13 protein-coding genes are annotated in these 14,823 nt (G+C 70.5%); 8 read left to right on the top strand and 5 right to left on the bottom strand.

All coding sequences use genetic code 11. From position 1 onward, the window contains the following. Positions 1–18 precede the first annotated feature (18 nt). From MY526_RS21335 to MY526_RS21320, 4 genes are read right to left on the bottom strand one after another with little or no spacing between them, the layout of a single operon-like run. Positions 19–2,232: a phosphotransferase gene (locus MY526_RS21335; protein ID WP_436705011.1), complete on the bottom strand. Its 2,214-nt coding sequence runs from the start codon at positions 2,230–2,232 to the stop codon at positions 19–21. Further along, positions 2,229–3,452, bottom strand: a complete 1,224-nt coding sequence (locus tag MY526_RS21330) for an acyl-CoA dehydrogenase family protein (RefSeq protein ID WP_436695515.1) — start codon at positions 3,450–3,452, stop codon at positions 2,229–2,231. Before MY526_RS21330 ends, MY526_RS21335 begins: the two co-directional genes overlap by 4 nt. A gap of 22 nt (positions 3,453–3,474) precedes the next feature. Further along, complete coding sequence (locus tag MY526_RS21325; protein WP_436695516.1) at positions 3,475–4,740, bottom strand: NAD(P)/FAD-dependent oxidoreductase; 1,266 nt, start codon at positions 4,738–4,740, stop codon at positions 3,475–3,477. Further along, on the bottom strand, positions 4,737–5,060 hold the full coding sequence (locus MY526_RS21320; protein WP_436695517.1) for a 2Fe-2S iron-sulfur cluster-binding protein: 324 nt from the start codon (positions 5,058–5,060) through the stop codon (positions 4,737–4,739). The genes MY526_RS21325 and MY526_RS21320 overlap by 4 nt, the downstream gene beginning before the upstream one ends. 163 nt (positions 5,061–5,223) lie before the next feature. Here MY526_RS21320 and MY526_RS21315 point away from each other — a divergent pair, with 163 nt between their 5' ends. Next, a complete protein-coding gene (locus MY526_RS21315) occupies positions 5,224–6,207 on the top strand; it encodes a LysR family transcriptional regulator (protein ID WP_436705010.1) in 984 nt (327 codons plus the stop codon). A gap of 321 nt (positions 6,208–6,528) precedes the next feature. On the opposite strand, the gene MY526_RS21310 is transcribed toward MY526_RS21315, so the two are convergent. Next, positions 6,529–7,446, bottom strand: coding sequence for a LysR family transcriptional regulator (locus tag MY526_RS21310; protein WP_436695519.1), 918 nt, complete (start codon positions 7,444–7,446; stop codon positions 6,529–6,531). A 166-nt stretch (positions 7,447–7,612) separates the two neighbouring features. Here MY526_RS21310 and MY526_RS21305 point away from each other — a divergent pair, with 166 nt between their 5' ends. The 7 genes from MY526_RS21305 to npdG all read left to right on the top strand — a co-directional run bounded on the left by MY526_RS21305 (position 7,613) and on the right by npdG (position 14,651). Next, positions 7,613–8,788 (top strand): cytochrome P450, encoded by a 1,176-nt coding sequence (locus MY526_RS21305; protein ID WP_436705009.1) that lies wholly within the window; start codon positions 7,613–7,615, stop codon positions 8,786–8,788. Between the two features lie 46 nt (positions 8,789–8,834). Continuing rightward, positions 8,835–9,842, top strand: coding sequence for an LLM class flavin-dependent oxidoreductase (locus tag MY526_RS21300; protein WP_436705008.1), 1,008 nt, complete (start codon positions 8,835–8,837; stop codon positions 9,840–9,842). A 34-nt stretch (positions 9,843–9,876) separates the two neighbouring features. Continuing rightward, the gene (locus MY526_RS21295; protein ID WP_436705007.1) at positions 9,877–11,055 is read left to right on the top strand and encodes a homogentisate 1,2-dioxygenase; all 1,179 of its coding nucleotides are present in this window, start codon (positions 9,877–9,879) and stop codon (positions 11,053–11,055) included. Continuing rightward, the gene (locus MY526_RS21290; protein ID WP_436695523.1) at positions 11,048–12,181 is read left to right on the top strand and encodes a hypothetical protein; all 1,134 of its coding nucleotides are present in this window, start codon (positions 11,048–11,050) and stop codon (positions 12,179–12,181) included. Before MY526_RS21295 ends, MY526_RS21290 begins: the two co-directional genes overlap by 8 nt. Positions 12,182–12,240: 59 nt before the next feature. Then, positions 12,241–12,771 (top strand): cupin domain-containing protein, encoded by a 531-nt coding sequence (locus MY526_RS21285; protein ID WP_436695524.1) that lies wholly within the window; start codon positions 12,241–12,243, stop codon positions 12,769–12,771. 105 nt (positions 12,772–12,876) lie between these two features. After that, a complete protein-coding gene (locus MY526_RS21280; RefSeq protein WP_436705006.1) occupies positions 12,877–13,695 on the top strand; it encodes a TIGR03619 family F420-dependent LLM class oxidoreductase in 819 nt (272 codons plus the stop codon). A 224-nt stretch (positions 13,696–13,919) separates the two neighbouring features. After that, positions 13,920–14,651 carry an NADPH-dependent F420 reductase gene (gene npdG, locus MY526_RS21275; protein ID WP_436705005.1) on the top strand — a complete coding sequence of 244 codons (732 nt, stop codon included), beginning with the start codon at positions 13,920–13,922 and terminating at the stop codon, positions 14,649–14,651. Positions 14,652–14,823 lie beyond the last annotated feature (172 nt).

Raw genomic sequence — 14,823 nt, 5'->3', positions numbered from 1 at the left:
TTGCGACTCCGGCACCGCTCAGGGGGTGACGGCCTGCTCGCGAGAGCAGGCGGCCACGGCCTGGGCCACGGCAGTGGCCACCCGGCGGTCGAGTGGGCTCGGCACGACGTAGTCCGGACGCAGGTCGTCGCCGACGACGTCGGCGATCGCGGTGGCCGCCGCCAGCTTCATCTCCTCGGTGATGCTGGTCGCGCCCGCGTCGATGGCCCCGCGGAAGACGCCAGGGAAGGCGAGCACGTTGTTGATCTGGTTGGGCAGGTCGCTGCGCCCGGTGGCGACGACGGCGGCGTACCGGGCGGCCATCTCGGGGTCGACCTCGGGGATCGGGTTGGCCAGCGAGAAGACGATGCAGCCCTCCGCCATCGAGGCGATCGCCGACTCCGGCACCGTCCCGCCGGACAAGCCGATGTAGACGTCGGCACCGCCCAGCGCACCGACCATCGTCCCGGCGAGCCGGGAGGTGTTGGTGCTCTCCGCGGCCCACCGCTTCATCTCGGTGAGGTCCTCGCGCCCGGTGTGCAACACCCCGCGGGAGTCGGCGACGGAGATGTCGCCCACGCCTGCCTCCAGCAGGATCTTGGTGCAGGCGATCCCCGCCGCGCCGGCGCCGGCGACTACGACCCGCAGATCGGCCAGCGTCCGGCCGGTGACCCGCGCGGCGTTGCGCAGCGCGGCGAGGACGACGATCGCCGTCCCGTGCTGATCATCGTGCATGACCGGGATGTCCAGCCGTTCGCGCAGCCGGGCCTCGATCTCGAAGCAGCGGGGCGCGCTGATGTCCTCCAGGTTGATCCCACCGAACGACGGCGCCAGCGCGGCCACGACCTCCACGATCAGGTCGGGGTCCTTGGTGTCGAGCACGATGGGGACGGCGTCCAGCCCGGCGAACTCGTTGAACAGGCAGGCCTTGCCCTCCATGACGGGCAACGAGGCGGACGGCCCGATGTCGCCGAGGCCCAGCACCGCGGTCCCGTCGGAGACGACGGCGACCACCCGCGGAGCCCACGTGAACCGGCGGGCGAGCTCGGGCTCGGCGGCGATGGCGCTGGACACCCGGGCCACGCCGGGGGTGTAGGTGAGCGCCAGGTCGGCGATCGAGGTGATCGGCCGCGTTCCGCGCACGCTCAGCTTGCCGCCCTCGTGGACCGCGAACGCCGGGTCGTCGGCGAAGCGGTCAGGAACTTCCGGAGCAGGAACGCTCCGCTGGATGCTGCGGCGTGTGTCGAGGGCGCGGAGCCCTGCGGCGACGAGCTCGGGCACCGCCTCCGCGGCACCCCTCGCGTCCCGGCCGGCGTCGGCGCCGGCGTGGGCCCTGTGTGCGATGCCCTCGGCGATCACCGCGAGCTTCAAGTGGGCGAGGGCAAGGTAGAACGGCCAGTTGCCGAGGTCGCGTCCGGAGCCGTGCGCGTAGCTCTCGGCCAGCGCATCCGGGGACGGCAGGCGGGGGCTGGTCCAGGCCGCGGGGATGCCGAGGATGACGTCCAGTGCCGGATGGCGATAGACGCACATCAGCGCGACGTCGGTCAGGGGGTCGCCCAGCGTCGACAGCTCCCAGTCGACGACGGCCCGCACCGTGCCGGTGTCATTCCGGTCGAGGATGACGTTGTCGATGCGGTAGTCCCCGTGCACGACGGTGGCCTCGGAGGTTGCCGGCACGCTGTCGGCCAGCCGAGCGTGCAAGCGCTCCAGGTCGGGGAAGTCGCGGGTCCGGGTCCGGTCCCACTGCCGACGCCAGAGGGCCACCTGCCGCGCCAGAAAGCCCGCCGGGCGCCCGAAGTCCTCGAGGCCGACCGCGGCCACGTCCACCGCATGGAGGTTGACGAGCACCTCGACCAGCGCAGCAGTGGTCCGCTGCACCTCGTCGTCGGAGAGGGCTGTCAGATCCTCGCGGTCGCGGATCACCACGCCGTCCACCCACTCGACGACGGTGAACGGCGCCCCGAGCACGCTCTCGTCCTCGCACAGGCTGATGGAGCGGGCGACCGGGACCGCGGTCGAGTGCAGGGCACTGGTCACCCGGAACTCCCGCGCCATGTCGTGCGCCGACGCGGTCACCCCCGCCCTCGGGGGCCGGCGCACCACCCAGCGTGACGTCCCGTCGGTCACGGCGTACGTGAGGTTGGACCGGCCTCCCGCGATCAGGTCCGCCCGCAGCGTTCCCGACGGCTCGACTCCTCGAGCGGCGAGGTGGGCGTGCAACTGAGCCAGGTCCAGGCCTGCGGTCCCGGTCATGACGACGCCCGCAACCGTGCGGCCTTCACCGCGCGCTTGGCGATCGCGAAGCGGTGCACCTCCGACGGGCCGTCGTACACGCGGAAGGGGCGGATCTCCCGGGCGATCCGGGCCACCGGCAGATCGGCGGACACCCCCAGTCCCCCGCACAGCTGCATCGCCCGATCAACCACCCGATCGATGGCCTCGCCACCGAACACCTTCGCAATCGAGGTCTCCTGGGACGCCGAGGAACCGGCGTCGAGTGCGGTACAAGCGCCATCGAGCAGCGCACGGGTGGCGGCGAGGTCGATCTCGTTGTCGGCGATCATCTGCTGAGCCATGCCGAGGTCGGCGACGGCGCTGCCGAAGCCGCGGCGGGCGGCGGCGTACTCAACGGCGACCTCGTGCGCACGGACGGCGGCGCCGAGCCAGCGCATCACATGGGTCATCCGGGCGGGCCCCAGCCGTACCTGGGCGTAGCGGAAACCCTCGTCGACCTCTCCGAGCACTGCCTCGTCAGGCACGACCAGCCCGTCGAAGGCGACCTCACAGTGCCCACCGACCATCGAGCGGTCCATGGTCGGGACGTGGCGGCCCACATGCAGACCCGGTGTACCGGCGGGTGCCAAGAACATCGTGCCGCCGCCTCGGTCGCCCACCTCTCCCCCGGTGCGCGCCATGATGATGAAGAAGCCGGCTCCGTCCGCGCCGGTGATGAAGGTCTTCCGACCGTCGATGCGCCACCCTGCCGTCACTCGGGTGGCCGTCGTCGCCAACGCCGTCGGATCCGAGCCGGCCCCGGGCGCGGGCTCGGTCATCGCGAAGGCCGACCGGACCTCGCCGCTCACCAGTGGGGCGAGGTACTGCTCCCGTTGGTCGGAGGTGGCCACGTGGGCGAGCAGGTGCATGTTGCCCTCGTCCGGGGCAGCCGCATTGATCGCCAGGGCGCCGAACAGCGAGTACCCAGCGGCCTCGAACACCCGCGCCCGCTGAGTCATCGACAGTCCCAGGCCCCCGTACTCCACGGGTGCGTGGGGGGCGAGCAATCCGCGCTCCCGCGCTCCCTCCTGCAGTCGCCGGCGCAGGACGTCGCCGCCCGCGGAGGTCACGTCACCGTCGTGCTGGTCCTCCACCGGCAAGACGACGTCGCGTACGAACTGCCGGGTGCGGGTCACGAGTGCCGCCAGGTCGGGATCTGCGCTGGCTTCCCGGGCCGGAGGTTGGGTCGTCGTGCTCATCGGTCGCTCCTCGTCGGATCGATCACCAGGTCACCGCGCTCTCGTGAGTCCGCGCCGGGGGCTTGGCAGCGGCGGCGAAGGCCTTGAGATCGAAGCCGGGATCCGCGGCCTGCTCGCGGGTGGGCGAGTGGCCCGAGGCGAGTAGACGCCTGCCGATCAGGTGACCCGCCGCGTGATTCACCGATTCCACGCAGGTGAGGTCGTCGCCGCTGTAGCGGAAGACCGAGAACCGTCCGCCGCCGGGATCACCGCGCACCACTTCGTCGTCCTGACTCTCCGGCACCCCGACCATCTGCAGCTTCAGATCTCCCTGGGTGCTCCAGAACCACGGCACCTCCCGGTAGGGCGCCCAGAAGGGAGCGGCGCTCGCCAGCCTGGCGGCCACGTGGCGAGCTTGATCGGCGGCGTTCTGCACGGACTCCAGGCGGGTCGGCTGATCCCCCAGCGGGAACCGGCAGCAGTCGCCGATGGCTGAGATCGCCGGATCACTGGTGCGCAGGGTCTCGTCGACCACCACGCCGTCGCCGCACTCCAAGCCGGCGTCGGCGGCCAGACCGTCCGCCGGCACCGACCCCACCCCGACGACTACCAGATCAGCGGGGATGACCTCCCCGGTCGACGTCACGACATGGGTCACCTGTCCCTCGGCGCCCCGTAGCTCGGTCACACCGGTGCCGAGGCGCAGGTCCACCCCCCGGTCGACATGGCGGGCCGCAACGTGAGCGCTGAGGACCGGGCCCGCCACGCGTGCCAGCACACGGTCGGCGAGTTCGACGACGACGGGTCGCAGACCGGACGCGGTCACGGCCGCGGCGACCTCCAGGCCGATGAACCCGGCGCCGATGACGACGACGTCGTGCGCGCGGGACAGCCGGTCCCGCAACTGCGCGCTGTCGCTCGGCGTCGCCAGGTTCAGGACGCCGTCCAGGTCGGCTCCCGGAACCGGCAGACGACGAGGGCGGCTGCCGGTGGCGAGCACGAGGTGGTCGTATTCCAGGGTCCGGCCGTCGTCGAGGAGGACGGTGCGGCTGTCGCGGTCGATGCGCTCGACCCACGTCGACAACCGTAGATCGATGTCGTGCGTCCGGTACCAGTCCCGGCTGCGGAGCCGCACGTCGTCGACGGTGACCTTGCCGAGCAGCACGTCCTTCGACAACGGAGGGCGCTCGTAAGGCAGTTCGTCCTCGCCCCCGACGACCGTGAGGTGGGAGCTGCTGCCCTTGGCCCGGAGTGCTTCGGTGACGCCGATCCCGGCCTGGCCCGCTCCGATGACGACGACCCGGGTCATGCCTGCGCCTCGGGAACGTGGACGGTCAGGCCGTCGAGCGTCTCGTCGACCGTCAGCTGGCAGGACAGCCGGCTGGTCTCGCGGCGCTCGGCCGCGGCGACGTCGAGCATCTCGTCCTCGTCGTCGCTGAGGGCCGGGAGGCGCTCCGCGTCAGCGGGATCGACGTAGACGTGGCACGTGGCGCACATGAGCGAACCGCCGCACTCGGCAACGATGCCCGGGACGTCGTTCAGGATGGCGTTCTTCATGACGCTCGTGCCGGCCGGGGCCTGCACCTCGCGCCGGGACCCGTCGGGCTGGACGTAGCCGATCGTGGGCATGGGCATCTCCTGACGGACCCGCGGCGAGAAGCACACGGACGAGCGGACGGATCGGGGCGGCCGGGACATTCGTGATGGGAACCACAGGCGCCTGTTACGAAGGTGACACCGGCCACGGCCGGTGACCAGCGACACTGTCCGAACCCTGGCTTAGGCGGTCTTTATGGTTCCCAACTTCTCGCTGCGCCAGCTGGGCTACCTCGTGGCGGTCGCCGATGCGGGTTCGATGACCGCCGCGGCGGATGCGGAGCACGTATCGCAGGCGGCGATCTCGATCGGGATCCTCGACCTCGAGCGCCGTCTCGGCGTGCAGCTGCTGGCTCGGCGGCCAGGACACGGCGTCTCCCTCACCGAGGCCGGCGCCGGGGTGGTGGCCGACGCGCGGCGAGTGCTCGCGGCCGCGACCGACGTACAGAGCCGTGCCCGGGAGCCCGGAGCGGAGCTTCGGGGCTCGCTCTCCCTGGGCTGCTACACGACGATGGCGCCGCTGTACCTGCCGTCGCTCTACAGCGCCTTCGCGGTCGAGCACCCGGCGGTTGAGCTGTCTGTGGTGGAGGGAGCGCAGGAAGACCTCCGCCGCGCGCTGATGAACGGGATGTGCGAGCTCGCGCTGACGTATGACACCGGCCTTGGCCCCGGACTCGCTACAGAGACCATCCGGACCTTGCGGCCTTACGTCCTGCTTGCCGCCGACCACCCACTGGCGAATCGCGACGGCGTGACGCTGCAGGACCTCGGCGACGAGCCGCTCATCCAGTACTCGTTGGGACCGAGCCCCAGCAACGCGGAGCATCTGTTGCGAGAGGTCGGTGTCACCCCCCGGATCGTGCACAGTTCCCCGAACATCGAGGTGGTCCGCTCTCTGGTGGCGCGGGGCCTGGGGTACACCACCATGCTGCAGCGCTGGCCGATGGACGTCAGCCTCGAGGGGCTACCCCTCGCGTGCGTGCCCCTCAACAGCAACGTGCCCGATTACCGCGTCGTCGTCGCGTGGCCGCAGCAGGATCAGCTGAGCCGCCGCGCGGCCGCCGTGGTCGCCTTCCTGCGCTCGACCGCGAGGCGCCTCCACCGAACTGCGGACGAGACGCCGGAGGTGGCCGCGCCGACGGACGAGCCTCTCGACCAGCAGGCGGCCCGGACTCCGTGACCGTCGCGGTCGCTGATCCGACGCTGTGGGCGGCGAGGTCAGGCGTGGTGACCGGACGTTCCTGCGCGCGCGAGGACGATCCGGCTCACCACGGTGTTGACCGTCAGGTCCAGCAACAGTGAGACCACCCGGACGCCATCGTCGACGGGGCGTTCGCCACCGTGAGGGGAGTCAGGGGCCTGCGCCCCAACGTCTGGGCAAGGTGCCACGCGCGCGGCGCATCGGCCAGAAATGCGTTTCCAATGCCGGCATGGGCATTCCTCTTGACCCCGCACGGCCAGATCCTGTTCGGGAAGGGGCTGCTGGTCCCGGTCGAGCTGCTCAATCCGTGTGCGTGAGTCTGCTCGCGCTTCCCATGGTCGTGCGGCAGAAATCGATCAAGGTATGGGCACGTCGAGTCAGCCGCACGCCGTCCGGCCATGCCAGCACGACCTTGCGCTCGGGTGTGGGGTCTGCGATGGATCTGCAGGCGATCGGGCGCCCCTCGAAGCTGAGGTCGGCCGGCCACCGCTGAACCAGGATGGAGTAGCCGACCCCCCGGGCAACGAGGCCTCTGACGACTTCGATGTTCGAGCTCAGATGCCGGACTCGGGCGGTCAGGCCGACGGCCTCGAGCATCCGGACGGCGTTCCGCGCGCTCGGCACGTCGAACATGATCAGCGGCTCGTCGGCGATGTCGGCGAGGTGGATCGCGTCCCGGACGGCCAGTGGATGGTCCGCGGCGAGAATGAGGTAGGGGCGACTCGTCCGCACGGGCACCATCGTGAGCCCGGCGTCGCAGTCCTCGGCGTAGAGCAAGGCCAGCTCGCACCGGCCGTCGCGCAGGGCCGCGAGCACGTCATCCGCGGTCCCTTCGAGGACGTGCACGTCGAGAGCCGGGAAGCGGCCCGCGAACTCGTCGAGGAGAGGCGGGATGAAGAACGGGGACAGGCTGGTGTAGCAGCCGATCCCCAGGGTGCCGCTCACTTCGTGTTCCGCCGCGGCGGCGGAGGCCTGCAGCTCCTCCGCCGCCTCGACGAGGCGCCGACCCTCCGCCACCACCCGCGCTCCCGCGGCCGTCAGCTTCACGCCTCTGGCCTTCTGCCGAATCAGCAATTGGACGCCGAGGCGCTTCTCGAGGTCGCTCAGGCTCAACGACACTCCCGCCTGCGACGCACCACAGACGGCTGCTGCCCCGGTGATGGAGCCCGCGTCGGCGACGGCCACCAGGTACTCCAGCTGCCTGAACGAGATGCGCACAACCACTGACGGATCCTCGCCTCGAGGAGGTCGGCCCAACGCCCGAGCGTTCAGATTCCCTTATGACCTCCATCGGAATCCTGACATTTACATAGCGATGTGGCCGCTGTCACTGTCTTGCGACATCCCCGCCTGGCACGCAGCTGAACAACCCCTGGAGGTCCCGATGACGACTGCGTCGGTCGCACGCGAGATCAACCTGACCGACTTGGCTCGGGACCCGTACCCGATCTACCGGCATCTGCGCGACACCGCTCCGGTGGCGTGGGTGCCGGCTGCGGACCGGTACCTGGTCACCCGCTACGACGACGTGATGGCGGTCGAGCGCGACCAGCAGGTCTTCAGCTCCGTCGAGCAGGACTCGCTGATGATCCGGGCGATCGGGCCGCTGGCCCTGCTGCGGCAGGACGGGGAGGCGCACCAGCGGCTGCGCAAGGCCGCCGAGACCCCGGTCAAGCCCCGTGCGGTCAAGACCGAGTGGCTGCCGAGGTTCCGCCAGAACACCGAAGCGTTGATCTCGGCGTTCGTCGACCACGGGGAGGCCGACCTGGTCGCCGACTTCGCCGCGCCGCTCGCCGCGACCAACCTGGGGACGCTCCTGGGGCTGCCGGACGCGACTGCGGCCGACATCTTGCAGTGGTCCCAGGCGATCATCGACGCCTGCGGCAACTACGCCGACGCCCCGGCCGTCTGGGCCCGCAACGACCGAGCCGTGCAAGCCGTCGACGCCGCGATCACCGAAGTCCTCCCCTACGTGCGCGAGCACCCCGACTCGAGCGTCATCTCGGCGATGCTCCAGGCGGGGCTTAACCCGGACGAGATCCGGACCAACGTCAAGATCTTCATCGGCGGCGGGGTGAACGAGCCACGCGACGTCCTCGCGGTGGCGGCTTGCGCCCTGCTCTCACACCCCGACCAGCTCACCGACGTCCTCGGCGGGACCACGCCGTGGAAGGCGGTGTTCGAGGAAGCCGTCCGGTGGGTCTCGCCCATCGGCATGTACCCGCGGCAGGTCACCGAGGACGTCGAGCTCGGCGGCGTCGCGCTCCACGCCGGTGACCGGCTCGGCGTGGTGATCGCGTCGGCCAACCGGGACGAACGCATCTTCGACCGGCCCGACGAGTTCGACACGCGCCGCGAGGTGAAGCCCCATCTCGCGTTCGGTGGCGGGCCGCACTTCTGCCTCGGCACCTGGGTCGCTCGCGCCTCGATCGGGGAGGTGGGGTTGCCGGCGCTGTTCGACCGACTGCCGGGCTTGACCCTGACCGATGCGGATGCCGTCCGGCTGCACGGATGGGTGTTCCGCGGCCCGCTCTCAGTTCCGGTGACCTGGCGCGCCTGAGCGCCGCATCCCCCTCCACCCACCGCAGTCACAGAGGAGAACCGTGATGGAGATCAACGCTGTCTTCGCTCCGGCCATCGACACACCGGACCACATCGCCATCGCCGAGGAGCTCGGCTACCAGCGCGCCTGGGTCTACGACGTGCCGCTGTCCTACGCCGACACCGGCATCACCCTGGGCCTCGCCGCGGCCAGGACCAGCCGCATCCGGTTGGGGATCTCGGTGATGACGCCGCACCTGCGGCACATCACGATGAACGCCGCACTCATCGCGCACCTGGCGACGGTGGCACCAGGACGGATCGACGCGGGCATCGGCGCCGGGTTCACCAGTGCGGCGTATCTCGGCAAGAAGCCCGCGAAGTGGGCCGAGCTCGAGCAGTACGTCGAGAACTTCCGCACCCTGCTCGCCGGCGGCGAGGTCGAGGTCGACGGCACGCTGGTCAGCCTCATGCACAGTCCGGCGTCCGGGATCAGCCTCCCGATCGAGGTGCCCATCTGGATCGGCGCCCACGGCCCCAAGGGCTTCGCCTGCGCCACCCGCCAGAACGCCGGCGTGGTCACCAACCCCACCCACGGCGACAACCCGGTCCCCGTCACCGGGCCGTGCCAGCTCACCTACTACGGCACGGTCCTGGAGGACGACGAGCCCGTCGACTCCCTTCGGGCCGTCGAGGCGGCCGGCCCTGGCGCGTCCCTCGCGCTGCACATGGGCCAGTACGGACCGCTGGCCGGCCTGGCCGAGGTGGAGGGCTACACCGCCGCCATCGCGGAGTTCCCCGAGGAGCGCCGCCACCTCGAGGTGTACCGCGGCCACCTGATGCAGCCCAACGAGATCGATCGTCGCTTCCTCACCGCCGAGGTGATCCGCCGAGGCACGATGACCGGCACCGCGACCGAGATCGCCGCCATCCTGCGCCGCCTGGAGGACGCCGGAGCCACCGCCGTGCTGTACCAGCCCGCCGGGCCCGACATCCCGCGCGAACTCCGCACCTTCCTCCGCGCCGCGGAGATGCGCCACGACCTGCCCACCACGTCCCTCCAGCCCGCCTGACCCACTCGCACCGAGAGACGAAGGACCTACGGAGATGCCCTACTTCACCCGTGTCGGCGAGGTCCCGCGCAAGCGCCACACCGTCTTCAGGCAGCCGGACGGCTCGCTCTACTGGGAGGAGCTCATCGGGGAGGAGGGCTTCGTCGGCGACACCTCACTGCTGTACCACCGCAACCCGCCGAGCGCGATCACCGCAATCGAGCGCGTGGACGCCCCGGACGATGAACTGGTCCCCAACGACCCGATGACCCCGCTGCACCTGCAGCCGCACCAACTGCCGGGGAAGGGCGACGCCGTCCTCGACCGGTTTCTGCTCCTGGGCAACGACGAGGTGCGCATCTACTACGCGGTCGCGACCCAGGACAGCACCCTGTACAAGAACAGCGTCGGGGACGAGCTCGCCTACGTCGAGAGCGGCCGTGGCGTCCTCGAGACCACTTTCGGGAAGCTCGACCTCTCCGAGGGCGATTACGCGATCGTTCCTACCTCGACCATCCACCGCTGGACGGTCGCAGACGGTGAGGAGCTGCGCCTGCTGTTCGTGCAGGCGGTCGGGCACATCAACCCGCCGTCGCGCTACCTCTCCGCCGGCGGGCAGTTCCTGGAGGGGACGCCGTACTGCGAGCTGGACATCCGTCGCCCCGAGGAGCTGGTCCGGGGCGAGGGCACCCAGATTCCCGTCGTGGTCCGCACGCGGACCGGCCTCACCCGGCACGTGCACAAGCACCACCCGTTCGACGTCGTCGGGTGGCACGGCGGCATGTACCCCTGGGCCTTCTCGATCTTCGACTTCGAACCGGTGACCGGCAGCCTGCACCAGCCCCCGCCGGCCCACCAGACCTTCGAGGCGCCCGGATTCGTGATGTGCAACTTCGTGCCGCGGCTGCTGGACTACCACCCCGAGGCGGTGCCGATCCCGCCGTTCCACTCCAACGTCGACAGCGATGAGGTCCTCTTCTACGCCAAGGGCGCGGCCAACACCCGCCGGGGCACGGGCGTCGGGATCGGGTCCATCACCGTCCATCCCGCCGGCTTCATCCACGGGCCCCACCCGGGCAACGTCGAGCGATCCATCGGTCTCCAGCGCGCCGACGAGTACCAGGTCATGGTCGACACGCACCGTCCACTGCTCGTCTCCGCAGCAGCCCGCTCCGTCTTCGACGCGGAGTACCCGTTCACCTGGGCCACGCTGGAGGAGAACGGCAGTGCGTGAGCTCCTGCCCGTCCCCATGCAGGACGAGATGGGAGGCGACGTCTACTCCGGTATCGCCCGCGCCTCCGGCCTGCTGTGGTGCGGCCGCGAACGCGCGAACCCCGACGCCGGAATCACCGACACGGTGCTCGTGTACTGCCACCCGAGCTCGAACTTCGTCGGCCACTACGCACTGGCTCCGACAGCGTCACTCGGCGTCGACGCGGTCGGCGCGGTGACCCGTTATGCCGGCAACGACACCCAGGTCGTGCTGGAGAACTGCGTCGCCGACCTCGGGTCGGTGATCCAGCACCTCCGCGAGGTCGAGGGTTATCGCAAGGTCGTCCTCGTCGGCAATTCCGGTGGCGGAGGGTTGTCGGCGTTCTATCAGTCCCAGGCGGAGAAACCGACCGTGCAGGACGCTCCCGGTGGAGGCGGCACCGACCTGACCCAGGCGACCCTGCCACCGGTCGACGCCCTCGTCATGCTCAACGCGCACGCCGGGCGAGCCGACCTGCTGTCGGGGTGGCTGGACCCGGCCATCATCGACGATGACGACCCGTTCCGCCGGGACCCCGAGCTGGACCTGTTCGCAGGACGGGACCTCCCGCTCGACCGCGGCTGGGTGAGCGACTATCGCACGGCGCAAGCCGCACGGATGCAGCGAATCACGGCCTGGGTTCGAACACAGCTCGCCGAGCTCGAGGACCGGTTCGGCGGCGCGGTGCCCGACCTGCCTTTCCGCGTCCACGGAACCTGTGCGGATCCGCGATTCGTGGACACCAGCCTCGACCCGTCGGACCGCGAGCCGGGCACGCTGTGGGGCGACCCGCAGTCCGCCAACCTCCGGCCGGTCACCCTGGGCAGTTTCAGCACTCTGCGGTCCTGGTTGTCCCAGTGGTCGGTGGCCGACACCAACGCACACGGCCCGGACTGCCTGCAGCAGGTGTCGGTGCCGGTCTTCGTCGCCTACGCCACCGGCGACAAGGGCTGCTTCCCGTCCATGGCGCAGGCGCTGTACGACGCGGCGCACCATCCCGCCCGAAAGCTCCTCGCCGTCAAGGGCTCCGGCCACTACTTCGAGGGCCCCCCGCAACTGCTCACGGACGCGCTCGCCGAGGTCGTCGCGTGGGTCCGCAGGGTCTGACACCCGCCGAGCCGCACCACCAGATCGTCCCTCTCCACTCCCACCAAACGGAGGAAGTCATGCGCAGAGTAGTCACCGGCCACGACGCTCAGGGCCGCTCGGTCGTCGTCAGCGACGGCACCCCGCCCCGCACCCACCACTTCGACGGCTGGCCGGGCTTCGTCTCGTCGCTCGGCTGGGCCACCGAGGCCTCCGTGCCGGTCAGCCGGACCGGTGAGGACCCGACGGACAAGGTCGACACGATGATCCCGGCGCCCGGGAGCACCCGCCTGATCCTGCTCACTCTTCCGCCGGACAGCACGATGGCCGGCCCCGACTTCGACGGAGCCACCTACGGCGCGGAGCAGGCCACGCACTCCCCCGGCCTGGCCGAGACCTTCGAGGCCGACGGCATGCACCTGACGCCCACCATCGACTACATCTTCGTCGTCAAGGGCGAGGTCTACCTGCGGCTGGACGACGGCGCCGAGACCCGGCTGGAGGCCGGCGACGTCCTCGTCCAGAACGCGACCCACCACGGCTGGAGCAACCGCACCGACCAGCCCGCCGAGCTCGCTTGCGTCCTCATCGGAGCTGTCACAGACAGGTGAGATCCGGACGGTGCCGGCGACGCCATCCCCGTACCTGACGGATCACCCCGCCCGTCCACCGGCACCGTGCGGCTCTCGGCCCACCACCATCCCGAAGGAGACACGATGCAGATCGGCGTGTACGCGTCCTGCACCGACGAGACGCTGCGACCGGACGAGGTCGCCGTGCTCGTCGAGCAAGCGGGAATCGACGCGCTCCACTTCGGTGAGCACTCCCACATCCCGGCCAGTGAAGCGTTCCCGCCCGACGGCCAGGAGCTGCCGCGCGATTGGGCCCGGCTGTTCGACCTGCTCATCGCATTGACTGCCGCTGCGCTCGCCACAACACGGTTGCGCGTGTCGTCAGGGATCATCCAGGTCGCGCAACGTGACCCCATCACGACCGCGAAGGAGCTGTCGAGCATCGACGTCCTCTCCGGCGGCCGCCTCGACCTCATCGTCGGCCACGGCACGATCATCGAGGAGATGCGCAACCACGGCGTGGACCCCGAGACGCGCTTTGACCTGGTACGGGAGCGCATGCTCGCGATGCGTGAGATCTGGGGACAGGACGAAGCGAGTTTCCACGGCGCCTTCGTCAACATCGAGAGGATCTTGTCCTGGCCCAAGCCGGTGCAGCCCGGCGGAGTGCCCCTCTTCTTCGGCGGCAACTCTCCGGGATCGGAGGAACGCGCGCGTGAGTACGGCGATGGTTGGGCACCCCTTGCCCTCCCCGGCATCCCGGCCCGTATCCGCGAGTTCACGGCCGAGGGAAGCGGGCTCCCGGTGATCGCCGTCGGCGTCCCGACGGAACCGGCCGCCATCGACGAGTACGCGAGCGCCGGCGCCGACCGCATCGTGTTCCGCTTGACGTCCGCGCAGCCCGGTGAGGTCGAGCGCTCTCTCGAGGACATCCGGCGCTGCATGAGCACCGTGGCCGGCTGACTCTGTCAGCGCTCGCCCCCGACATCGGGCACGCCGACCGCGCTCGACGCCACAGCGGTCAACCAACCGAGACACCCGTTCCTCCGGGGTGGACAGCAGATCCCGCGTCCACCAACTGGGCAGATCGCCAGCCCGCTGCTCATTGCAGCACCGTCCCCATCGACCCAGTCCAGCCGGCTGACTTCGCCGGCTGGCCCCACGACCACGACTCGAACGGATCTGTCATGGCACAGCCCGCCCCTGCTCCGACCGCGCCCGCCAGCGGCACCACCGTGGACACCGCCCGCCTGACAGTCGGACTGCTAGGCGGCACCGGCCCCCAGGGCCGCGGATTGGCAGTCCGGCTCGCCGCGATCGGTCAGCGGGTGCTGCTCGGCTCCCGTGATGCTGATCGTGCGATCGAGGTGGCCGACGACACGGCGTCGCGAGGCCGGTCGATGGCGCCCGGAGCCGATGTGTCCGTGAGCGGTGGCTCGAACGCGGAGGTCGCCGATGCCGCGGACGTGGTGATCGTTGCCGTTCCCTTCGCGGGGCACGCAGCCACACTGGCTCCGCTGGCGGCTCCGTTGGCCGGCAAGGTGGTCGTGGACTGCGTGGTCCCGATGGGCTTCGACGAGCTCGGCGCCTTCGTGCTCGACGTCCCTGAAGGAAGTGTGACCGAACAGGCCGCCGCCCTCCTGCCGGACAGCCAGGTCGTGGGCGCCTTTCACCACATCTCCGCTGTGCTGCTTCTCGACCAGTCGAAGCCGTCGCTCGACACCGACGTCCTGGTCGTCGGAGACGTGCGGGAGGCGACCGACACCGTTCAGGCCCTGGCCGACCGCCTTCCCGGGATGCGCGGCATCTACGCAGGCCGGCTGCGAAACGCCCGTCAGGTCGAGGCCCTCACCGTCAACCTCGTGTCGATCAACCGCCGGTACAAGGCCCACGCCGGCATCCGAGTCACCGACATCTGAAGTCACCGACCGTGAGTCCCACGTCCACCCCCGTGCCGCCGATGCCGACGGAGTCCGCGCTGCGCCGTGCGCTGGTCCGTGCCGAGCGGGGGGTGAGCCTCGACGCCGTCGAGGCCGAGACGCTGCTGCACGCCCGCGGGCTGGGCGAGGGCGAGCCGCTGGACCGGCTGCT

Source organism: Geodermatophilus sp. CPCC 205761 (genome assembly GCF_051383655.1).
In the GTDB taxonomy this organism is placed as follows: Bacteria; Actinomycetota; Actinomycetes; order Mycobacteriales; family Geodermatophilaceae; genus Geodermatophilus.
This window is presented reverse-complemented; position numbering and strand designations above follow the sequence as displayed.

Excerpts from the sequence above, each read along its gene's own strand:
- MY526_RS21300 (WP_436705008.1), top strand. The coding sequence starts at position 8,835 with ATGGAGATCAACGCTGTCTTCGCTCCGGCCATCGACACACCGGACCAC.
- MY526_RS21295 (WP_436705007.1), top strand. The coding sequence starts at position 9,877 with ATGCCCTACTTCACCCGTGTCGGCGAGGTCCCGCGCAAGCGCCACACC.
- npdG (WP_436705005.1), top strand. The coding sequence starts at position 13,920 with ATGGCACAGCCCGCCCCTGCTCCGACCGCGCCCGCCAGCGGCACCACC.
- MY526_RS21330 (WP_436695515.1), bottom strand. The coding sequence starts at position 3,452 with ATGAGCACGACGACCCAACCTCCGGCCCGGGAAGCCAGCGCAGATCCC.
- MY526_RS21320 (WP_436695517.1), bottom strand. The coding sequence starts at position 5,060 with ATGCCCACGATCGGCTACGTCCAGCCCGACGGGTCCCGGCGCGAGGTG.
- MY526_RS21325 (WP_436695516.1), bottom strand. The coding sequence starts at position 4,740 with ATGACCCGGGTCGTCGTCATCGGAGCGGGCCAGGCCGGGATCGGCGTC.
- MY526_RS21285 (WP_436695524.1), top strand. The coding sequence starts at position 12,241 with ATGCGCAGAGTAGTCACCGGCCACGACGCTCAGGGCCGCTCGGTCGTC.
- MY526_RS21280 (WP_436705006.1), top strand. The coding sequence starts at position 12,877 with ATGCAGATCGGCGTGTACGCGTCCTGCACCGACGAGACGCTGCGACCG.
- MY526_RS21305 (WP_436705009.1), top strand. The coding sequence starts at position 7,613 with ATGACGACTGCGTCGGTCGCACGCGAGATCAACCTGACCGACTTGGCT.
- MY526_RS21315 (WP_436705010.1), top strand. The coding sequence starts at position 5,224 with ATGGTTCCCAACTTCTCGCTGCGCCAGCTGGGCTACCTCGTGGCGGTC.
- MY526_RS21335 (WP_436705011.1), bottom strand. The coding sequence starts at position 2,232 with ATGACCGGGACCGCAGGCCTGGACCTGGCTCAGTTGCACGCCCACCTC.